A 19,714-nucleotide genomic window follows, 5' to 3' on the forward strand; every position below is an offset into this window, starting at 1 on the left:
ACCGAAAGAAATGCCATGACGACAGTGTCCGAACCATCCGCGCGCGACGTGAACGGCATCGCTACCGCATCCCCGCCCCGTTCGTCTCGTCGATCTCGTGGACGCGGCGGCGTATTCAGCAGTCGCTGGCTGCCGCTGCTGCTCCTGGCTCCGGCTCTGGTCTTCGAGCTGGGAATCCACGTCTTCCCGATGATCACGGGCATCTGGATCAGCTTTCTCAAGCTCACCAAGTTCTTCGTGGCCAACTGGGGTGCCGCCCCCTTCGTCGGGTTCGAGAACTACCGGGTCGCAATCGACGTCAATGGCGCTGTTGGCGCGGGGCTCGTGCGCTCCTTCGTGATCACCTGTGCCTTCACAGCACTCGTCGTCGGGGCGTCATGGGCGTTCGGGATGTGCGCAGCCGTCGCCCTGCAGCGTTCGTTCCCGGGTCGGGCGATCCTCCGCACCCTGTTCCTGCTGCCCTATGCGCTGCCGATGTACGCCGCCATCATCGCGTGGAAGTTCATGCTGCAGCGCGACACGGGAGCTGTGAACCACTTTCTCGTCGACAACCTCCACTTGTTGGACGAGAAGCCGTTCTGGCTGATCGGAGACAATGCGTTCTGGTCTGTCGTGATCGTGGCCGTCTGGAAGCTCTGGCCGTTCGCGTTCCTCATGCTGATGGCCGGCGTTCAGAGCGTGCCGGCCGAGGTGTACGAGGCGTCGGCGATGGACGGCGCCGGTGCTCTGCGGCAGTGGCGTGCGGTGACGCTGCCGATGCTCCGCCCGGTGAACCTCGTGCTCGTGCTGGTGATGTTCCTCTGGACGTTCAACGACTTCAACACGCCCTTCGTGCTGTTCGGGTCCGCGCAGCCTCCGGCCGGCGATCTCATCTCGTTCCACATCTACAACGCCTCGTTCCTCACCTGGAACTTCGGGTCGGGGGCCGCGATGAGCGTGCTCCTGCTGCTCTTCCTGCTTCTCGTGAGCGGCGCTTACCTGCTCCTCACCAACCGGAGGTCCTCGGATGCATGACACGATCGGCAACCGCGTCTTTCGCATCGTGGTGCTTACCCTGCTCGCGGTCTTCGTTCTCGTACCGCTCTACGTCATGGTCACCTCGGCCATGAAACCGCTTCAGGATGTGCAGGGCGCGTTCACGTGGATCCCCACCACCGTCACGCTGCAACCCTTCATCGACATCTGGTCGACGGTGCCGCTGGCGTCGTACTTCCTGAACAGTTTGATCGTCTCGAGCGCGGCTACTGCTCTGAGCGTGGTCGTTGCGATCTTCGCGGCATACGCGGTGTCGCGCTACAGGTTCAAGGGGCGCACACTGTTCACGACGAGCGTGCTCTCGACGCAGATGTTCCCCGGCGTGCTCTTCCTGCTGCCGTTGTTCCTGATCTTCGTCAACCTCAACCAGACACTCGGCATCCAGCTCGTGGGCACGCGCTGGGGCCTCATCATCACCTACCTCACGTTCTCGTTGCCCTTCGCGATCTGGATGCTCGCCGGCTACTTCGATGGCATCCCGCGCGATCTCGACGAGGCGGCGACGGTCGATGGAGCGGGGCCGCTGCGAGCGCTCTTCAGCGTCGTGCTTCCTGCGGCTAGGCCCGGCGTCGTGGCGGTGGCGATCTACAGCTTCATGACCGCGTGGGGCGAAGTGCTCTTCGCATCCGTCATGACCAACGACGAGAACCGTACGCTAGCGGTCGGGCTGCAGCTCTATTCGACGCAGACCAATGTGTTCTGGAATCAGATCATGGCAGCGTCGCTCGTGGTGAGCATCCCTGTCGTCGTCGCTTTCCTGCTGCTCCAACGTAACTTCGTCGCCGGCCTCACCGCCGGCGCCGTGAAGTAACGACGCCGGCGGCGGCACGCTCCTCAGCGAGGGAACGCGCCCGCTTCCGGATTCGACACCTCGGGCGCCCGGCGCGTGTCGGACAGCGGCGCCGCCCAGCGGACGCCGTTGGCGAGCACGCGCCGCACCTGCGGGTGGAAGTACACCGGATACTCCTGGTCGCCCGGGCTGAAGTAGAAGATCTTGCCGCGGCCGCGCGTGAATGTCACGCCCGAACGGAAGACCTCGCCGCCGGTGAATGAGCTGATGAAGACGAGGTCGTCCGGGGTGGGGATGTCGAAGAACTCCCCGTACATCTCCTGCGCTTCGATCACGATCGGCTGCTCGACGCCCTCGGCGATGGGATGAGTCGGGTTCACCGACCAGACCAGCTCTCGTTCGCCGCCCTCCGGGTTGCGCCACGCGAGCGAGCAGGTCGTGCCGAGCATCCGGATGAAGATCTTCGAGAAGTGTCCCGAGTGCAGCACGATCAGACCCATGCCGCCGAGAACGTGCTCGCGCACGCGCTCGACCACCTCATCGGAGACCTGGTCGTGGGCGATGTGCCCCCACCAGAGCAGCACGTCGGTGTCGGCGAGCACCTCCTCGGTGAGGCCGTGCTCGGGGTCGGCGAGGGTCGCGGTGCGGATGCGCGCATCCTGTCCCAGCAGCTCGCCGAGTCCCTCGGCGATCGCACCGTGGATGCCGTGCGGGTAGACGGCGGCGATCGCGGGCTGAGTGGTCTCGTGAACACCCTCGTTCCAGACGGTGACGCGCAGAGCGGACATGATCAGGCTCCCTTCGAAGCGGTCGTGGAGTTGGTGGTTTCGGTGCCGGTTTCGCCCGGACCCGCGTCGAGACGCACTTCGGCGCCGCGGGCTGCGGACTCGTAGGCGGCGTCGATTATTCGGGCGCGCTCAAGGGCCACCGACCCGTCGTAGTGCGACCAGTTCGCTTCGTCGGCGACGTGCTCGAGGAAGGTCTCGACGACGGCCGCGTGACCGCGGCCCGGGTCGGCGTTGACGCTGACATCCGCTCTGAGCTCGCCGTCGCCGCTGAAAATGGTCAGCTCACCGGCCGGTGCGTAGTCGACAACACGCAGGTCGGCGCCGCCCTCGGTGCCGTAGAGGGTGATTCCGAACTCGTCGCCCGCGGGTCGGTACGCTGCCCAGCTCGTCTCGAGCACCAAGGATCCGCCGTTCTCGAGTCGGAGCAGCAAGCTGGCGAGATCTTCGACTTCGTACGCGGAGCCCACATCCTGCTTGTTGCCCGCTGCCCCGCCCCGGCCGCGGGAGCCGAGCTCGGAGTGGGTGACGGCTGAGACGGCGAGTACGCGAGGCTCCCCGAACAGGAACATGGCGTAGTCGAGCACGTGCACGCCGATATCGATGAGGGGCCCGCCGCCGGCCATCTCGCGGTTGGTGAACCAGCTGCCGAGGGCGGGGATGCCTTCACGACGCAACCAGGTGGCGCGGCCGTGGTACGGGCGGCCGATCTGACCGGCGTCGATCGCGGCCTTCAGCGCCTGGATGTCGCCGCGGCGGCGATGGTTGAAGGCCACCTCGAGCACTCGGCCGCTCGCGTGCGCGGCATCCACCATCGCCTGCGCCTCGGGAGCCGTTCGAGCGATCGGCTTCTCGCTGAGCACGTGGATGCCCGCCTCGAGTGCGCCGACCGCGATGGGAGCGTGCAAGAAGGTAGGCACCGCGACGCTCACGACGTCGAGGTCGCCGTCGGCGACGAGATCCTTCCAGTCGCGGTAAAGCCGGGTGATTCCGTACTTCTCACCGAGGGCCGCTCGGGGCTCGTCCTCCATGCCGGCGATTGCCACCAGCTCGACGCCGGGCAGAGCGGCATAGGCCTCCATATGCTGCTGGCCGGCCCACCCGAGGCCGACGACGCCCGCGCGTAAAGGCTTGCTTGTGGTGGTTGCGTTCTCCGAGGTGCTGGTCACGTCGGTCCTTCCGGTTCTGTCGATGGTGCTTCTCGGTCTACTACTGAAACGGCTTCACTGCTGCTCGGGAGGGGAATCGAAACGATTCGATCGGTGCGATCGCGACGATGTCCGTTCGACGGATGCGGGCTCAGCGGCCCAGGGATCTGGACGGCGCGGGCGTATGGCGCTCCGCATCCGGGTCGAGGGCGTGCTGGATGACCATGATGGCCGCGCCGAGCACGCCGCCGGTCTCACCTGCCCGTGACTGGGTGATCGTCAGGTATTGCGTGGCGAGTGGTGTCGAGCGCTGATAGACGACCTCGCGCACCCCGGCCAGCAGCTGCTCGCCGACGCGCGACAGGCTTCCGCCGACGACCACGACGGAGGGGTTCAGCAGGTTCACGCAGGTGGCCACGACTTCACCGAGGTCGCGCCCTGCCTGGCGGATGGCCTGCAGAACGGTCGGATTGCCGGTTCGGGCGAGGGTGACGACGTCTTCGCTTGTGGTGGCCGGGATGCCAGCGGCTGTCAGCATGCGCGCGATGGCGGGACCGCTGGCGAGAGCCTCGAGGTCCGCATCCTGAGCCCCGTGGCTCGGTGTCTCGGCGCCGAAGGGAACGCGCACATGACCGAGGTCTCCCGCAGAGCCCTGCGCACCGCGCTGCAGGCGACCGCCGTTGATGATGCCCGCGCCGATGCCGGTGGCGACCTTGACGAAGAGGAGGTCCGACTGGTCGGGCCAGCTCGTCGCATGCTCGCCGAGGGCCAACAGGTTGACGTCGTTGTCGACGAGGACGGGAACGTCGAAGGTCTTCGCCACGTATGCGGGGATGTCGAAGCGGTCCCAGCCGGGCATGATCGGCGGATTGACGGGCTTGCCGCTCGAGTGCTCGACGGGCCCGGGTACGCCGATCCCGATGCCGATCAGGTCTCCGACAGGTCGATTCGACTCGGAAAAGAGGGTTGAGGCGGTCGTCAGTGCCCAACCGAGCACGGCCTCCGGTCCGTCTGAGATCAGGATGCGGCGCGATTCGCTGTGCAGGATGGTGCCGGCGAGGTCGGCGATCGCCACGACCCCGTGCGTCGCGCCGAGATCGATGGCGATCACGATGCGTGAACTGGGGTTGAACGCGATGCGCGCCGGGGGCCGGCCCCCGGTGGACACGTCATCGCCGGCGGGAGCGACAAGGCCGCTCGCGGTGAGGCCGTCGATGCGCACGGCGATGGTCGACCGGGCGAGACCGGTGAGTTCGGCGAGCTGGGCGCGGGTGCGGGGAACGCCGTCGCGCAGGATCGAGAGCAGTTGTGCAGCGTCGGGCGCGACCAGCGTCGAATCGCGCGCGCTATCTGTCATGAGGTCATTGAAGCACACGGTTCCCCGGCGATCCAAAGTCTGATTTCGAAGAGCGATCTTTTGATTGACAATCGGCAGAAGCCTGCTTGAATGGTTGAGCGCCTTTTCGCGCGCTCAATGAATCACTCGACGAGGAGAACAGTGTCGACGTCCAAACTCTCCGTGCAGCTTTATACCGTTCGTGAACTTCTGACCGAAGACGCGGTAGGCACGCTCAAGCGCATCGCCGACCTGGGGTTCACCCAGGTCGAGCCGTTCGCATTCCTGTCTTTCGGCGACGACCTCCGTCGCGGCCTCGCTGAGGCCGGCCTGTCCGCCCCGACGACCCACCAGAGCTTCATCGGCGCCGACCTCGAGCCCGTCTTCGAGGCCGCCAAGGCCCTCGGCATCGAGACCGTCATCGACCCGTTCGTCGACCCCGCCCGCTGGCAGACCGCCGAGAGCGTCGACGAGATCGCCGCGCAGCTCAACGAGGCCGCCGAGGTCGCCGCCCGCTACGGCGTGCGCGTCGGCTATCACAACCACGCCCACGAGCTCGAGAGCACCATCGACGGCGTCACCGCCCTCGAGTACTTCGCGAGCAAGCTCTCCGACAAGGTCGTGCTCGAGGTCGACACCTACTGGGTGGCGGTCGGTGGACACGACCCCGTCGAGCTGCTCCAGAAGCTCGGCGACCGCGTCGTCGCGCTGCACGTGAAAGACGGCCCCGCTACGACCGAGACGAAGGACCAGGTCGCCGTCGGCCAGGGATCCCTGCCGGTCGAGGCCATCATCGCCGCGGCACCGAACGCGCTGCGCGTGATCGAGCTCGACGACTCGCGCGGTGACCGCTTCCAGGCCGTGGCCGACAGCTACGCCTTCCTCACCTCGAAGGGGCTCGCATGAGCGGCGGTCGTGTCGGAGTCGGTGTCATCGGCGCCGGTGTCATCAGCACGGAGTACTTGAAGAACCTCACCACCTTCCCGGATGTCGAGGTGCGATTCATCGCCGACATCGACGAAGAGCGTGCACGCGCCCAGGCCGAGGCGTTCGGCATCGCCGGTTCCGGGTCGGTCGATCAGCTTCTCGCTGACGACGGGATCGAGATCGTCGTCAACCTCACCCTGCCGAAGGTGCACGTGGAGGTCGCGCTGAGGGCTCTCGCCGCCGGCAAGCACGTGTGGAGCGAGAAGCCGTTCGCGCTCGATCGCGAAAGCGGCAAGCAGTTGCTCGACACCGCGCACGAGAAGGGACTGCGGGTCGCCACGGCGCCCGACACCTTCCTCGGGGCCGGCATCCAGTCGGCTCGTCGCCTGGTCGAGGGCGGCACGATCGGTGCACCGCTCACGGCGCTCACACTGATGCAGAGCCCGGGTCCCGAGTCGTGGCATCCGAACCCCGACTTCCTGTTCCAGGAGGGCGCGGGTCCGCTTTTCGACATCGGCCCGTACTACCTGACGGCGCTCGTCCAGCTCTTCGGGCCGATCGCGCGGGTCACGGCCGTCGCCTCCAAGTCGCGCGAGTCGCGGGTCATCGGCTCGGGTCCCCGCGCCGGTGAGGAGTTCGCGGTCACCGTTCCTACACACGTGAGCGCGCTGTACCAGTTCGAGGGCGGTCAGACCGCGCAGAGCATCTTCAGCTTCGACTCGAAGCTCGGGCGCACGCTGTTCGAGGTGGCGGGAGTCGAGGGCACCGTCGTCGTTCCCGACCCCAACACCTTCGTCGGCGAGCTTCTCGTGCACGGCACCGACGGGGTCGAGACGATCCCGGCCACCGGATCGACCAGCAGCCGCGGAACCGGTGTCGTCGAACTCGCGCGGGCAATCCGCGCCGGGCAGCCGGAACGCGCTTCGGGTGAGCAGGCTTATCACGTGCTCGACGTCATGGTCTCGACGATCGAGGCGGGCCTGAGCGGTCTGCCCGTCGACGTCGAGAGCACGGTCACCGTGGCCCCGGCGCTCCCCGAGGACTGGGACCCGCGGGCGGCGACGCTCTAGACGAATTGGCGAGCCGCAAGCTCGCAAGCAAGGCGATGACACGAACGACGATGGCTGATGCGGGCTTGCCCGGGAGGACGACTGAATGACGGAGAGTGAGACGGTGAGCGGTTCGGGACTGGGCGCACGGCGGGTAAGGGCCGCCGTTGTCGGCGGTGGATTCATGGCTGAGGTGCATTCCCGGGCAGCTCGCACCGCGCGGGCAGAGCTGGTGGGCGTCGTCTCGTCGTCGCCGGCGAAGTCGGCTCAGGCCGCCGAGACGCTCGGGTTCGAGCGATCGTACGGGTCGCTCGACGAGTTGCTGGCCGACGACTCGATCGACGTCGTGCACGTCTGCACGCCCAACACCCTGCACGCGGAGCAGGCGGCGGCCGTGCTCGCCGCGGGCAAGCACGTCATCTGCGAGAAGCCGTTGACCACGACGGTCGCCGACGCCGAATCGCTCGTCGGTGCGGTCGGCTCCCTCACGGCCACGGTGCCGTTCGTGTACCGCTTCCATCCGATGGTGCGGGAGGCTCGGGCGCGGTTCCGTTCGGGAGACGCGGGCGAGGTGCTGAGCATCAACGCCTCGTACCTCCAGGACTGGCTGCTGGGTGTCGGCGACGACAACTGGCGGGTCGACTCGGCTCTGGGCGGTCGCTCGCGTGCGTTCGCCGACATCGGGTCGCACCTGGTCGACCTGGTCGAGTTCGTGAGTGGCGACCGGGTGTCCCGGGTCGCCGCGACGAAGAAGACCGTCTTCAGCGAGCGCGCGGCTCATTCGGGAATCACCACCGAAGACGCGGTCGCTGTCGTTCTCGAGACCGTTTCGGGTGCGCTGGGAACGCTCCTCGTGTCGCAGGTGGCGCCGGGACGCAAGAATCGCCTCTACCTCGAGATCGCGGGCAGCGAGCAGAGCGTCGGCTTCGACCAGGAGCAGCCCGAGACGCTGTGGGTGGGCAAGCGGAAGGGCAGCATGGTCGTGCCGCGTGACGCCGATCAGCTCGATGCCGACGCGGCGCGACTCTGCGTCGTCCCGTCCGGGCACGCGCAGGGCTATCAGGATGCGTTCAACGGCTTCGTCGCTGACACGTACGCCGCGATCGGGGGAGCCGACCCCGACGGCCTTCCGCGCTTCACCGACGGCCTGCGCGCCGTTCGGGTGACGGATGCGGTGATCGACTCGGCGGAAGCCGGCACCTGGATTGAGATTGGATCAGAACGATGACCGACACGAACTCGACGAACGGCGGCGCCGCCAAGGAGCTCGCCAGCACGCATCCGGTGACCCTGTTCACCGGCCAGTGGGCCGACCTCACCCTCGAGGAGGTGGCGAAGTACGCCAGCGACTGGGGCTACGACGGGCTGGAGATCGCCTGTTCAGGTGAGCACCTCGACGTGTGGCGAGCGGCCGAAGACGACGCATACCTGCAGGGACGCCTCGACATCCTGAACAAGTACGGCCTCAAGGTGTGGGCGATCTCGAACCACTTGAAGGGTCAGGCGGTCTGCGACGACCCGATCGACTTCCGCCACCAGGCGATCGTCGGCTCGAAGGTGTGGGGCGACGGCGAGCCGGAGGGCGTGCGGCAGCGCGCCGCCGAGGAGCTCAAGCTCACCGCCAAAGTGGCGCGCAAACTCGGAGTGGACACAGTGGTCGGCTTCACCGGCTCGAAGATCTGGCCGTACGTCGCCCAGTTCCCGCCGGTTCCCGCCGACGTGATCGACGCCGGCTACCAGGACTTCGCCGACCGGTGGAACCCCATCCTCGACGTGTTCGACAGCGAAGGCGTGCGGTTTGCCCACGAGGTGCATCCATCGGAGATCGCCTACGACTACTGGTCGAGCGTGCGCTCCCTCGAAGCGATCGATCACCGTGAGGCCTTCGGTTTCAACTGGGACCCGAGTCACATGATGTGGCAGGACATCGACCCGGTCGGCTTCATCGTCGACTTCAAGGACCGCATCTACCACGTGGACTGCAAGGACACCCGTCTGCGCCCGAAGAACGGCCGGGCCGGCGTGCTCGGCTCCCACCTGCCCTGGGGTGACCCGCGACGCGGCTGGGACTTCGTCTCAACCGGGCACGGCGACGTGCCCTGGGAGGACTCGTTCCGGGCCCTGGAGTCGATCGGCTACACCGGTCCGATCTCCATCGAGTGGGAGGACGCGGGCATGGACAGGCTCCACGGCGCGAAAGAGGCAGTCGGCTACATCCGCTCCCTGCTCTGGGACCTGCCGACCGCATCCTTCGACGCCGCCTTCAGCAACCAGGACTGATCCGCGGCAGTCGTCGGTGGCGACTGCTTGGATGAGCACATGGAAAGCACTGTTCGGGGCGAAGACTGGTACGGGCGCGAGCTGGAGGGCGCCGAGTACACAGAGGTCGACTTCGTCGACGTCGACATGACGGAGTTGGTGAGCACCGCCGCGGTATTCACCAACTGCACCTTTCGCAACGTGCGCTTCAACGTCAGCGAGCACACCGATAGTGCGTTCGTGAACTGCTCGTTCAGCCGGTGCAACTTCTTCGACGCCACCTTCCGCCGCTGCAAGCTCACCGGCAGCACCTTCGACGGATGCGACTTCGGCTTGCTCAAAGTCGACGGCGGCAACTGGTCGTTCGTCAGCCTGCCGAAAGCGGACCTGGCCGGCGCCGAATTCGCGGGCGTGCGGCTTCGCGAAGCCGACCTCGCCCGCGCTCGCTTGGTCGGTGCGACCCTGACCGGCTGCGACCTCTCCGCCTCAGCATTCGAGGGTGCCGACTTCAGCAAGGCCGACCTCCGCGGGAGCGACCTCACCGGTCTCGACCCGCAGACCGTCACGCTTACCAACGCCACCATCGACGACCGTCAGGCCGTCACCATCGTCGAAGCACTCGGCCTCATCGTCATCGGCTGACCGGCGCCCGTCGCGCCGGGTCAGGTGATCGCCGCGTTGAGAGCCGCCGCGTTCTCGCCCAGCCACTTTCCGCGGCGCAGGATGCGGTCGCCGACCCCCGCATCCCACATCCGTTGCCAACCGCCCCCGCGCTCGAGAGCGTTGCGGCGCATGAGATGCCACGACCGGTCGGCTCCATTGTGGGCGACCTCCACCACCCGCGACCGATCGGCCGACCCCAGATCGTATGCGTCGAGAAGGTCCGCGGCTCGGCTCGCAGGATCTACGTATCGGAACGCCGGGTCCCGGTCTTCCTCGGGCATCCAGGCACCCCACCACAGCAGCAGATTCACGACCTCCTCGACGCGCGTCGCAGGCCGCACGAGGTCGAAGTCGATGAGGGCGGCGGCCCGGCCAGAACGGAAGACGACATTCTCGGGAGTGATGTCGAGATGGGCGAGGAAGGTGGGCGCTCCGGCGATCGGTGGCGGGCATCCGGCGGGGTCGGCTGGTCGCGCACCGGCAGCCCAGTCAGGAACGCCGAGCGGATACGCAGCGTCGTCGTATGCGCGAACAAGACGGGCGACGCTCAGCCCTCGCGCTTCGTCGCCCACCCATGAAGGCCAGGGACGACCCGCGACCTCACCCGGAACGTAGGTCAGCACGTCACGGTCGACGGCATCCACGCCCAGAAAGCGCGGCGCGCCGGTGAACCCGACGGAGGCGAGATGGTCGAGCACCCCGCGGACCCGAATCGACGCATCGTTCACGGGCCGGCGAACCGTGTCGTCGATGCGGACGAGCCCCTCTGTCACATCCCCGCCGAGCAGCGGGATCTCGGGTCCCGGATCGGCCGGTTCGACGTAGCGGAGAGGCTCGGTGGTCATCTCCTCATGCTGCCAGAGGATTCTTCTCAGACGTCGCATAGGTTTCACATAGCCCGCGCGAAGGGCTCTCGCGATAATAGGAAAGGTGACCATGAACTCGCGCGCCGTTCCCGGCACCCCCAGCCCCTCCCGCACCCTGTTGCGCCGTGCAGACGGCAGCTCCATTCGCGTGCTCGTCGTCGACGACGAGTCGACGCTCACCGATCTGCTCTCGATGGCCCTCCACTACGAGGATTGGGATGTGAAGACGGCCTCGAACGGCCAGCAGGCGCTCAGCATCTCGCGCGAGTTCAAACCCGATGTCGTCGTGCTCGACATCATGCTCCCCGACATCGACGGTTTGCAGGTGCTCTCCCGGATGCGCGCCGACGGCAACGAGGCGCCCGTCCTCTTCCTGACCGCCAAGGACTCGCTCGACGACCGGATCGCCGGCCTGACCGCGGGCGGCGACGACTACGTCACCAAGCCCTTCAGCCTGGAGGAGCTCGTCGCCCGGCTCCGCGGACTCCTGCGCCGGTCGCGGGCGGCGGTGGCCGACCACAGCGACCCTGTGCTCATCGTGGGCGATCTCGTTCTCGACGAGGACAGCTACGAGGTGCACCGCGACGGAGAGCCCGTACAGCTGACCGCGACCGAGTTCGAGCTACTGCGCTTTCTGATGCGCAACCCCCGTCGCGTGCTGAGCAAGACGCAGATCCTCGACCGGGTGTGGAGCTACGACTTCGGGGGCTCGTCGAGTGTCGTCGAGCTCTACATCTCGTACCTCCGTAAGAAGATCGACTCGGGCCGCGCCCCGATGATCCACACCGTGCGCGGTGCCGGGTACATGGTGAAGGCCGCGACGTGACGGCTGCCCCTGCGACGGGCGCTGCTCAGTCCGGGTCCAGGATGCGCCGCGGATTCGCGCGCATCCGCCCGTTCCGTTCGTGGACCATCCGGAGCCGGGTCGTTCTCGTCGTCGTCGCCATGCTCGCCGTTCTCGGTACAGCGATCGGCACGGTCAGCGTCTTCGCGCTGCAGGGCTATCTGCTGGACCGCCTCGACGGACAGCTTACGAGCGCGGTCGAGCGCGGCCAGCACGCAGCCAACACCGCGCTCGCTGTGAACCCGACCTCTCCCGATCTGGCGGGCATCGTGATCACGCCCGGCCAGCAGACGTCGACCTTCGGTGCGATCGTGAGCGGCAAGGCCGTGGCGTACTCGGTGGTCCTGTCACCGCGACCCGAGGGCACGGTTCCGAACGGGCCGCTGGCGCCGAAGCAGGTACCGGCGACGCTGGGCGACGTTCCTAAAGTGAAGGCAGGCGCCGACCCGCAGACGCAGAATCTGGGCCCGACCCTCGGCGACTATCGGCTCGCATCCGCGCCCCTGCTGAACGGCGACGTCGTCGTTATCGGGCTGCCGCTGAACGACTTGAACGCGACGGTCGAGCAACTCACCTTGGTGATCGTCCTCGTCACGCTCGCCGGGTTGATCTTCGCCTTCCTGATTGCGAACTTCGTCACCCGGCTCGCGATGCGCCCGTTGGAGCGCGTCGCCTCCACCGCTCAGGCCGTTGCCGAGATGCCGCTCGATCGCGGCGACGTCGCGCTCTCGGTGCGAGTGCCCGAGGCCGACACCGACTCGCACACCGAGGTCGGCAAGGTCGGTGCGGCACTGAACCGGATGCTCGGCCACGTCGCGTCTGCGCTGACCGCGCGTCAGGCGAGCGAGCAGAAGGTGCGGCAATTCGTCGCCGACGCGAGCCACGAGCTGCGAACCCCGCTTGCCTCGATCCGCGGCTACGCGGAGCTGACCCGGCGCTCGCCGCACGAGCTTCCGACCGACGTGACGCGCTCGCTCGGACGCATCGAGTCGGAAGCGACTCGCATGACGTCGCTCGTCGAAGACCTGCTCTTGCTCGCCCGCCTCGACGAAGGTCGCGAACTTGATCGCGACCCTGTCGATCTGTCGATGCTGCTCGTGAACGCCGTGAGCGACGCCCACGCGGCCGGCCCGGATCACAAGTGGTCCATCCAGTTGCCCGAAGAGCCGGTGGAGGTTGTGGGCGACCGGGCGCGACTGCATCAGGTCGTGGTCAACCTGCTGGCGAACGCACGCGTGCACACCCCCGAGGGCACGAAGGTGACCGCCGCTCTCAGCCTGGATGACGAGAACGAACGCGCGATCATCACGGTCACCGACAACGGCCCGGGCATCCCGGACGACCTCAAGGCGACCCTGTTCGAGCGGTTCGCGCGGGGGACAGCTCGCGCAACCGGGCGACGGGATCGACCGGCCTCGGCCTCGCGATCGTGCTCGCCGTGGTCGAGGCGCACGGCGGCGAAGTGTCTGTCGAAAGCGAGCCCGGAGAGACGGTCTTCACCGTGTCGCTGCCCTCGCGGGCGCCGACCGCCGACGAAGCCTCACCCTCCGACGAACCCGCCGACGCTTCCGCGAAGCTGTAGGAGCCCACTCGGCCCGAAGACGTGGCGCACGAATCGTTCGGCGATCAGCGCGTTGACGTCGTCGCCCGGGTGGAGGTTGTCGGGGAGGGGCCAGCGCTCCGCTTCCTCGGGACCGTAGAGGCGCAGCCCGTCGAGATAGTGGAGGTTCGCGTCGTCGACGGCCCGCTCGCGCACGATCCGCTCGAGCTCCGCGCGGATCACGGACAGGCTCAGCTTGCCCTCGGCGACCTGCTCCGGGGTTCCGGATGCGATCGTCCAGGTGTCCGTTCGCGTAGGATCCTGCACGGTCGGTCCGGCCGACTCTTCGACCGGGGCGCAGAAGATCGGCGAGATCACGATCAGGGGCTCGGTCGGGTGTCCGTCGCGGATCAGATCCAGGAAACCGTGGACGGCGGTGCGGAAGATCCGCAGGCGCATCATGTCGCCGTTGACGATGTTGATGCCGATCTTGACGCTGACCACGTCCGCCGGCGCATCCCGCATCGTGCGCGCGGTGAGCGGGTCGAGCAGGGCGTTGCCCGAGTATGCGACGCTCGTGAGCTCGGTTCCGGATGCGCGGGCGGCAGCGACCGGCCACGTGTTGCTCGTGCGACTCGCGATGTACCCGTGGCTGATCGAGCTGCCGTGGTGCAGCCAGCGCAGCCCGGTGGCCGGAGTCGGGGGCTCGATCGGCGCATCCGCCCGCAGGTCGAGCAGCTCGACCTCGTCGGTGTACGGAAGCCAGAGCTCGACCTCCTTGTCGACGGCAGCCAGCCCGTCGAAGCGGAGCGTGTCCGGTTCGCCGGGCACGATGTACGCCTCCGGGCGCTCGAAGGTGAAGACGAAGCGATTTCCGGCGGCGGATGCGCGCGTCTGCACGAGCTCGCCGTCCACGACGAGCTCGTAGTGCGCATCCGGCATCGGCGCCGTCTCGCTCTCGATCATCTTCGTCGCGAGCACACCGAGTTCGATCACCGTCGCCGTCGTTCGGAACGCGAGGCGGATGCCCGCGCTCTGCGAGACCGAGGCCAGCATGAAGTCGTCGGGGATCTGCTTCCATTCGCGCGGTCCGAGCCGGCGCGGCAGCAGACCGCGTTCCGTGCGTTCGACCACGATCGCGCCGCGCACTTCCGCCTGGTCGAGGCCGGAATGCGGGAGCGCGCCGGCGGCAGGGACGGGAGCGGCGGGATCCGCGTCGGCCAGCGTCACAGCTCTTCGACCCGCCCGTCCGCGTGGATGCGGTAGTCGCGGCCGGCGGCGTGGTACCCGGTGAGGGTGGCCGTGGGGTCGAGCTGCGCCGCGCATCCGGAAGCAGTCACTGTGCCGTCGAAGTCGGCGCGCACACCGAACACCGACTCGACCACCAGGGCGACCCAGGCGCCCGCGGACGAGCACGACCAGTCGTTGATGTACGGCAGCTGCGGGGGAGCCTTGCGCGCCCCGCCGGCGATGCCGGGCAGGGCCTCTTCGACAAAGTGCGCCTGCCCGGGAGGTCCCTGGTTGGCCGAACGGGCGAGACCCTCGAGCCACGGAACGGCCACGTCGGCGGCGCCGAGCGCGATGAGCGACCGGGCGGCATCGGCGGGCCAAGCCGGATACGCGCCGTTCCACTGGTGGTCGGGGCGCACGCTGAAGCTGGCGTCCGGGTCCCAGGGGAGAGGGCGCGCATCCAGTTGTCGGTCTGCAGGTCGTGCTGGAAGAACCGCACCATCTGCTCGCGTACCGCCGGGTCGAGGTCGTCGGCGATGGTGGTGCCGACGACGTTGAAGTCGTAGCAGTGCTTGACCGGGATGCGCGTGCCGTCGGGCTGGCCCGCGGCGAAGTGCCCGGTTCCGTCGAGGTAGAGGGAGAGCACATCCGGAAGCAGGGTCTCTGCTTCGTTGCGCAGGCGCTCGGCTTCTGCCGTGTCGCCGAGGCGGTCCAGGATGCTCGCTGCCGTGCGCAGATTCCACACGTTGGCCGCGTTCAGGCTCGCGACTTCGTGCGTGTACGAGCTGACGCACTCGAGCAGGTTGTCGATCTCGCCGTAGTCGGCGAGGCGGCCGCCCGCACGGAGCGTCTTCCACGCCTCCGCCCATTCGACGAGGTGGTCGGCCACCCGCCGGGCCTCGCTGTCTCCCGCGCCGACGACCTCGTCGAGGAAGTCGATGTCGCCGGTGAGGCGCACGTAGTCGCTGACCAATCTAGTCATCGCGTAGTCGTTCACTGAATACCAGCGGCCGAGCGGCCCACCGGTGATCGACGAGGTTCCGAAGTGGGTGTGGATGTCGCTGGCGATCCAGTGCCGCAGCTGTCGGCGCATCTCCACCGGGTCGAGCATCGCGTGGGTGACCGAGCTGAGGCTGTAGTCCCAGATGAAGGTCGCGGTCGCCCAGTAGTTCGGCATCAGGGTGTCGTAGCTGCGCCCGTGCACGTTGCCCGCGAACTCGCGGCGGAACCAAATCGTGCCGAGGGCGCCCCACCAGTAGAGGCGGCGCAGCGCATCAGAGGTCGTCTCGAGCACCGGCAGGTGTCCCGAGTACTCGGAGTTGCCGGGGGTGAAGACGGCTTCGAGTTGGGCGTTCCACATCTCCTCGGCGGCTGAGACCGCACCGGGAACATCTGCTGCGACCCGGTCGAAGACCGCATCCGCCGCCTCCCGGGTCGTCGCCACGGCCTGCACGTAACCGAAGCGACCGGTCTCACCCGGCGCGAGGTCGAGCGAGGTCTCGAGCTCGCCACCGCGACCTGCGCCGCCGATGCCCACCTCGAACTCGTCGACGGGCGTCGGGGGCACGGCGCTCTTACGCACCTGCGCGCTGCGATCGAGGCCCTGGATGCTCCACGCGGTGCCCGCCTGGCTTTCGAACACGAGTCGGTTGCCCGCCGCATCCACCGTCACCTCGTTGCGCTCGTTCGGCGACTCGGCGTCGCCCCACGCTTCGGCGGATTGCACCACTCGTGCGTTCGCGGCCATCGTGAGCGACACGCGTCGCGCCGAGGCGCCGCGGTTCGTCACGCGCACGTCGATCGCGACCGCCGTCTCACCGGGCACGCAGACCGTCACGGTCTCGAGGTCGAGCCCGTCGACGCTCGCACTGCGCACGACCCGGTCGGGCCGCCACGCGTGCGAGATCGGGATGCCGTACGACTCGAACACGCGCCCGTCCACGAACAGAGTGCCGGTCAGGGCCAGCCCCTGGGAGACGGGCGGAAAGGTCACCGCCGCCAGCGACGTCAGGTCGTGACCGACCACGGTCGTGCCGAGAAAGTTCGTGAGCCCGGGCGGCGCGATCAGATCGTCGTAGTGGTGCGTGATGACGTCGGCCGCGAGGTCGTCGACCGTCGGGATGGTGCGGGTGCCGCTGATGGTGCCGGGCATGGATGCTCCTGAAAGGTCAGTACTGGCCGAGGGCCAGGCCGCGTGAGAAGAACTTCTGCGTGAAGAGGAAGAGCACGACCGTCGGCAGCGACACCAGGATGCCCGCCGCCAGCACGGTCGACAACTGGGCGCCGCCGTAGGTGCTCTGCATGCCGGCCAGGGTCGTGACGATCGGGCGCACGTTGTCGGACTGGCTCAGGGTGAGTCCGAGCAGGAGATCGTTCCAGATGAACGTCGCCTGAAGGATGAACACTGCGATCAGTGCACTCGACGCCATCGGCAGGTAGATCCGGCTGAAGATGCGCCACGAGGATGCGCCGTCGACGACAGCGGCCTCGAACACGTTGTGCGCGATCCCCGTGAAGAAGTTGCGCATGACGAACGCCGAGAACGGTATGGAGATCGCCGTGTAGACGATGATCATGCCGAGCTGGGTGTCGAAGAGCCCGGTGCGCGAGTAGCCGTCGAAGAGGGGGAGCAGGATCATCTGCAGCGGGAACACCGTTCCGCCGAAGATGAAGACGAACCACCAGAACCCGTGCTTGAGGCGCAGGGCGACGATCGCGAATCCGACGGCAGCGCCGACGATCACGGCAACCGTCGGCGACACGATCGAGTAGATGACGGTGCTCAGGAGGCTGTCGCCCAGATTGCTGAGCTGCCAGGCCTGTACCATGTTGTCGACCAGGGCCGTGCCGTTCGGGATCCACGACTGCTTGGAGTCGTACGCCGTGGGCGACTTGGCCGCGTTGATGATGAGCAGGTACACCGGCAGCAGCCAGATGATGCCGAAGAAGACGAGCACGGCGGTTCTCGTGATGCGGGATGCCATGGGTCGCTCCTAGATCTCGTTCTTCTTGGACAGCTGCTGGCGCAGGTACAGCACGGAGGCGACGAGGGTGACGACGGTGAGGAACACCGCGATCGCCGATCCGAGGCCGTACTGGCTGTTCACGAAGGTGTCGTTGTACATGGTGAGGGCGAGCGTCTCCGACACGCGCCCCGGGCCGCCCTTGGTCATGCCGAGCACGATGTCGAAGGTCTTCAGGCTGGCGACGATCGACAGTCCGATCACGACCGTGGTCAGTGGCCGCAGCATCGGCCACAGGATGCTGCCGAACAACCGCGCGCCTGTTGCGCCGTCGAGACGCGCGGCCTCGAGCGGTTCCTTCGGGATCGACTGGAGTCCGATCGTGAAGAGCAGCGCATTGACGCCGACGCCCTGCCACGCGGCCGCGATGATCATCACGACTGTGTTGAGCGGGGCATCCAGAAGCCATCGTGGGGTGTCCATGATGCCGAAGAAGTGCAGCGCCTGGTCGAGCGCGCCATCGCTCTGCAGCACGAACGACCAGATGAGGCCGACGCCGATGCCGGAGATCGCGTATGGGATGAGGAACGGCAGCCGAAGCCACACGCCGCCCTTGAGGTTAAATGTCAGCAGCGCGAGTGCGAGGCCGAGCCCGACCGGGATGACGAGCGTGCCGACCACCCAGAGCAGGGTGTTGAAGAGGGAGTTGAGGAAGTCGGGATCCTCGAACATGGTCACGTAGTTCGAGAACCCGGCCCAGGTCGGGTCGCCCAGGCCGTTGTAGTCGGTGAAGCTGAGGAACACGGTCCACAGCAGGGGAAGGTAGAGGAGTACGGCTACCAGGATCACGCCCGGGGCTACGAAGCCCCGGGCGGCCCAGTGGTACTGCGGTTTCTTGTCGCTCACGTGTTATTTCTTCGAGGCCCAGTACTTGTCGGCGGCGTCCTGGATCTTCTGCAGGAACGGCATCGGGTCACCGGGGTTGGCGGAGAAGGCACCGAACTGCTCGAGTGCCACGTTCAGGATGGGCGTGGGTGCGGCCTCGAAGTAGCGGGTGACGAGCTGGTAGTCGCCGCCCGACACATCCTCGCCGAGCTTCTTCAGGCTCGCGTCCTTGACGGTCGCCTTCGGGTTGAAGGGCACGTCGCCGCGGGCGTTGCCCCAGGCGGACTGGGCGCTGGGCGTCATCCACCACTTCGAGTAGGCGAGTCCCAGGTCCTTCTGCTTCGAGGTCTGCGCGACGCACATCGGGCCGGTCTCCACCGGGACGGGCGTCTTGCTGAGGCTCGCGTCGACCGCGGGGATGATGAAGTAGTCGTAGTCGCTGCCCGCCTTCATCCCGACCCCGTCGAGGGATGCGCCGAAGAACGTGCCGAAGTTGATCATGGCCATGTCGCCCTGCTTCAGCATCTGCGCCGGGTCGGTCTTGCTTCCAGCATCGCTGAACCAGCCCTTCTTCTCCTGCTCGAGCCAGACGTTCATGATGTCGACGATGCGCTTGTCGGTGTACTTGACCGAGCCGTCGGCCAGGCCGTTGTAGAGCGCGGGGTCTGTGCCGGCGACGAGAGTCTCGAACCAGGGGAAGGTGAAGAGAGTGCTGGTCTGGTAGAACGGCGTCACCCCGTTCGACTTGAGCTTGGCGGAGTCGGCCATCAGCTCCTTCCACGTCGTCGGCTTCTCGATGCCGTACTTGTCGAAGATCTTCTTGTTGTAGTACATGACCCAGTAGGCGATGTTCATGGGCACGCAGTACTGCTTGCCGTCGAACGTGTAGTACTTCTCGAGGTCCTTGCTGACGTTGCCGTCGTCGATCGCCTGCTTCCAGACGTCCGAGGTGTCGGCGACGAGCTTCTGGTCGACGAGCTGGCTCAGCGAGTCGCCGGTGGCCCAGGTGAACAGACCCGGGCTCTGCTGGGTGCGGAACGACTGCTTCACGAACGCCTGGTACTGGTTCTCGTCCGAATACCCGGTCGTGGTCAGGCTGATCTTCGCGTCCTTCTGGGACGTGGGGTTCAGCGACTGGAACTGGGGTTTCCAGGCGGCCTTGTCCGTGTAGAACTTCAGCGTGCCGGTCGTGGCGTCGCTGGATCCTCCGCCGGAGCATCCGGCGAGCAGGAGCCCGGTCGCGAGCACGGAGGCGACCAGCCCGATGGTGCGTTTCTTGTTCATCTGAACTCCCTTGTTCTCTGTGCGGCTTGGTGGCCGGCACATCCGGTGCGCCCCCGAAACTGGGTTGGTATCGTTACCAACAAAGTGCAAAAGTATCAGGATTCGAATAC

Annotated in this window: 19 protein-coding genes and 1 pseudogene; 10 read left to right on the top strand and 10 right to left on the bottom strand. The window is 67.1% G+C overall.

The genetic code is table 11. The annotated features are described in order from the left end of the window. Positions 1 to 15 precede the first annotated feature (15 nt). Entirely contained in the window at positions 16 to 1,014 is a 999-nt protein-coding gene (locus ACQ86A_RS04850) for a carbohydrate ABC transporter permease (protein WP_431279479.1), read from the top strand. Then, positions 1,007 to 1,846: a carbohydrate ABC transporter permease gene (locus ACQ86A_RS04855; RefSeq protein WP_431279480.1), complete on the top strand. Its 840-nt coding sequence runs from the start codon at positions 1,007 to 1,009 to the stop codon at positions 1,844 to 1,846. Before ACQ86A_RS04850 ends, ACQ86A_RS04855 begins: the two co-directional genes overlap by 8 nt. A 23-nt stretch (positions 1,847 to 1,869) precedes the next feature. Here the strand turns inward: ACQ86A_RS04855 and ACQ86A_RS04860 are convergent, their stop codons facing one another. The 3 genes from ACQ86A_RS04860 to ACQ86A_RS04870 form a co-directional block, all read right to left on the bottom strand. Then, positions 1,870 to 2,613: a ThuA domain-containing protein gene (locus tag ACQ86A_RS04860; protein ID WP_431279481.1), complete on the bottom strand. Its 744-nt coding sequence runs from the start codon at positions 2,611 to 2,613 to the stop codon at positions 1,870 to 1,872. Positions 2,614 to 2,615: 2 nt separating this feature from the next. Continuing rightward, on the bottom strand, positions 2,616 to 3,692 hold the full coding sequence (locus tag ACQ86A_RS04865) for a Gfo/Idh/MocA family protein (RefSeq protein ID WP_431280368.1): 1,077 nt from the start codon (positions 3,690 to 3,692) through the stop codon (positions 2,616 to 2,618). Between the two features lie 217 nt (positions 3,693 to 3,909). Beyond that, entirely contained in the window at positions 3,910 to 5,115 is a 1,206-nt protein-coding gene (locus ACQ86A_RS04870) for an ROK family protein (protein WP_431279482.1), read from the bottom strand. A gap of 162 nt (positions 5,116 to 5,277) precedes the next feature. Between ACQ86A_RS04870 and ACQ86A_RS04875 the strand changes: the two genes are divergently transcribed. The 5 genes from ACQ86A_RS04875 (at position 5,278) to ACQ86A_RS04895 (ending at position 9,971) form a co-directional block, all read left to right on the top strand. Then, entirely contained in the window at positions 5,278 to 6,000 is a 723-nt protein-coding gene (locus ACQ86A_RS04875; protein WP_431280369.1) for a sugar phosphate isomerase/epimerase family protein, read from the top strand. Then, on the top strand, positions 5,997 to 7,091 hold the full coding sequence (locus tag ACQ86A_RS04880; RefSeq protein ID WP_431279483.1) for a Gfo/Idh/MocA family protein: 1,095 nt from the start codon (positions 5,997 to 5,999) through the stop codon (positions 7,089 to 7,091). The genes ACQ86A_RS04875 and ACQ86A_RS04880 overlap by 4 nt, the downstream gene beginning before the upstream one ends. A gap of 85 nt (positions 7,092 to 7,176) precedes the next feature. Next, entirely contained in the window at positions 7,177 to 8,298 is a 1,122-nt protein-coding gene (locus ACQ86A_RS04885) for a Gfo/Idh/MocA family protein (RefSeq protein ID WP_431279484.1), read from the top strand. After that, the gene (locus ACQ86A_RS04890) at positions 8,295 to 9,350 is read left to right on the top strand and encodes a sugar phosphate isomerase/epimerase family protein (RefSeq protein ID WP_431279485.1); all 1,056 of its coding nucleotides are present in this window, start codon (positions 8,295 to 8,297) and stop codon (positions 9,348 to 9,350) included. The genes ACQ86A_RS04885 and ACQ86A_RS04890 overlap by 4 nt, the downstream gene beginning before the upstream one ends. A 39-nt stretch (positions 9,351 to 9,389) precedes the next feature. After that, entirely contained in the window at positions 9,390 to 9,971 is a 582-nt protein-coding gene (locus ACQ86A_RS04895; RefSeq protein ID WP_431279486.1) for a pentapeptide repeat-containing protein, read from the top strand. A gap of 20 nt (positions 9,972 to 9,991) precedes the next feature. On the opposite strand, the gene ACQ86A_RS04900 is transcribed toward ACQ86A_RS04895, so the two are convergent. Then, on the bottom strand, positions 9,992 to 10,837 hold the full coding sequence (locus tag ACQ86A_RS04900) for a phosphotransferase (RefSeq protein ID WP_431279487.1): 846 nt from the start codon (positions 10,835 to 10,837) through the stop codon (positions 9,992 to 9,994). A gap of 91 nt (positions 10,838 to 10,928) precedes the next feature. On the opposite strand from ACQ86A_RS04900, the gene ACQ86A_RS04905 reads away from it, so the two are divergent. The 3 genes and pseudogenes from ACQ86A_RS04905 to ACQ86A_RS04915 all read left to right on the top strand — a co-directional run bounded on the left by ACQ86A_RS04905 (position 10,929) and on the right by ACQ86A_RS04915 (position 13,284). Further along, positions 10,929 to 11,684 (top strand): response regulator transcription factor, encoded by a 756-nt coding sequence (locus ACQ86A_RS04905; RefSeq protein ID WP_431279488.1) that lies wholly within the window; start codon positions 10,929 to 10,931, stop codon positions 11,682 to 11,684. A gap of 668 nt (positions 11,685 to 12,352) precedes the next feature. Beyond that, a pseudogene (locus ACQ86A_RS04910) lies at positions 12,353 to 13,015 on the top strand (HAMP domain-containing sensor histidine kinase); the annotation flags it as partial. Positions 13,016 to 13,140: 125 nt separating this feature from the next. Then, positions 13,141 to 13,284 (top strand): hypothetical protein, encoded by a 144-nt coding sequence (locus ACQ86A_RS04915; RefSeq protein WP_431280370.1) that lies wholly within the window; start codon positions 13,141 to 13,143, stop codon positions 13,282 to 13,284. Here ACQ86A_RS04915 and ACQ86A_RS04920 read toward each other — a convergent pair. From ACQ86A_RS04920 to ACQ86A_RS04945, 6 genes are read right to left on the bottom strand one after another with little or no spacing between them, the layout of a single operon-like run. Then, complete coding sequence (locus ACQ86A_RS04920) at positions 13,243 to 14,472, bottom strand: SGNH/GDSL hydrolase family protein (protein ID WP_431279489.1); 1,230 nt, start codon at positions 14,470 to 14,472, stop codon at positions 13,243 to 13,245. The two genes, ACQ86A_RS04915 and ACQ86A_RS04920, sit on opposite strands and share 42 nt — an antisense overlap. Continuing rightward, entirely contained in the window at positions 14,469 to 14,606 is a 138-nt protein-coding gene (locus tag ACQ86A_RS04925; RefSeq protein WP_431279490.1) for a hypothetical protein, read from the bottom strand. The genes ACQ86A_RS04920 and ACQ86A_RS04925 overlap by 4 nt, the downstream gene beginning before the upstream one ends. After that, positions 14,579 to 16,624, bottom strand: coding sequence for a hypothetical protein (locus ACQ86A_RS04930; RefSeq protein ID WP_431279491.1), 2,046 nt, complete (start codon positions 16,622 to 16,624; stop codon positions 14,579 to 14,581). The genes ACQ86A_RS04925 and ACQ86A_RS04930 overlap by 28 nt, the downstream gene beginning before the upstream one ends. A 16-nt stretch (positions 16,625 to 16,640) precedes the next feature. Further along, positions 16,641 to 17,456: a carbohydrate ABC transporter permease gene (locus ACQ86A_RS04935; RefSeq protein WP_431279492.1), complete on the bottom strand. Its 816-nt coding sequence runs from the start codon at positions 17,454 to 17,456 to the stop codon at positions 16,641 to 16,643. A 9-nt stretch (positions 17,457 to 17,465) separates the two neighbouring features. Then, entirely contained in the window at positions 17,466 to 18,341 is an 876-nt protein-coding gene (locus ACQ86A_RS04940) for a carbohydrate ABC transporter permease (RefSeq protein WP_431279493.1), read from the bottom strand. A 3-nt stretch (positions 18,342 to 18,344) separates the two neighbouring features. Beyond that, positions 18,345 to 19,604: an ABC transporter substrate-binding protein gene (locus ACQ86A_RS04945; RefSeq protein WP_431279494.1), complete on the bottom strand. Its 1,260-nt coding sequence runs from the start codon at positions 19,602 to 19,604 to the stop codon at positions 18,345 to 18,347. Between the last annotated feature and the right edge of the window lie 110 nt (positions 19,605 to 19,714).

This window comes from Leifsonia poae, assembly GCF_050632195.1.
Classification (GTDB): Bacteria; Actinomycetota; Actinomycetes; order Actinomycetales; family Microbacteriaceae; genus Leifsonia; species Leifsonia poae_C.

What these genes read in the sequence shown, in the direction of transcription:
- ACQ86A_RS04850 (WP_431279479.1), top strand. Translation starts at nt 16, where the DNA reads ATGACGACAGTGTCCGAACCATCCGCGCGCGACGTGAACGGCATCGCT.
- ACQ86A_RS04855 (WP_431279480.1), top strand. Translation starts at nt 1,007, where the DNA reads ATGCATGACACGATCGGCAACCGCGTCTTTCGCATCGTGGTGCTTACC.
- ACQ86A_RS04860 (WP_431279481.1), bottom strand. Translation starts at nt 2,613, where the DNA reads ATGTCCGCTCTGCGCGTCACCGTCTGGAACGAGGGTGTTCACGAGACC.
- ACQ86A_RS04865 (WP_431280368.1), bottom strand. Translation starts at nt 3,692, where the DNA reads ATGGAGGCCTATGCCGCTCTGCCCGGCGTCGAGCTGGTGGCAATCGCC.
- ACQ86A_RS04870 (WP_431279482.1), bottom strand. Translation starts at nt 5,115, where the DNA reads ATGACAGATAGCGCGCGCGATTCGACGCTGGTCGCGCCCGACGCTGCA.
- ACQ86A_RS04880 (WP_431279483.1), top strand. Translation starts at nt 5,997, where the DNA reads ATGAGCGGCGGTCGTGTCGGAGTCGGTGTCATCGGCGCCGGTGTCATC.
- ACQ86A_RS04885 (WP_431279484.1), top strand. Translation starts at nt 7,177, where the DNA reads ATGACGGAGAGTGAGACGGTGAGCGGTTCGGGACTGGGCGCACGGCGG.
- ACQ86A_RS04890 (WP_431279485.1), top strand. Translation starts at nt 8,295, where the DNA reads ATGACCGACACGAACTCGACGAACGGCGGCGCCGCCAAGGAGCTCGCC.
- ACQ86A_RS04895 (WP_431279486.1), top strand. Translation starts at nt 9,390, where the DNA reads ATGGAAAGCACTGTTCGGGGCGAAGACTGGTACGGGCGCGAGCTGGAG.
- ACQ86A_RS04900 (WP_431279487.1), bottom strand. Translation starts at nt 10,837, where the DNA reads ATGACCACCGAGCCTCTCCGCTACGTCGAACCGGCCGATCCGGGACCC.
- ACQ86A_RS04905 (WP_431279488.1), top strand. Translation starts at nt 10,929, where the DNA reads ATGAACTCGCGCGCCGTTCCCGGCACCCCCAGCCCCTCCCGCACCCTG.
- ACQ86A_RS04930 (WP_431279491.1), bottom strand. Translation starts at nt 16,624, where the DNA reads ATGCCCGGCACCATCAGCGGCACCCGCACCATCCCGACGGTCGACGAC.
- ACQ86A_RS04935 (WP_431279492.1), bottom strand. Translation starts at nt 17,456, where the DNA reads ATGGCATCCCGCATCACGAGAACCGCCGTGCTCGTCTTCTTCGGCATC.
- ACQ86A_RS04945 (WP_431279494.1), bottom strand. Translation starts at nt 19,604, where the DNA reads ATGAACAAGAAACGCACCATCGGGCTGGTCGCCTCCGTGCTCGCGACC.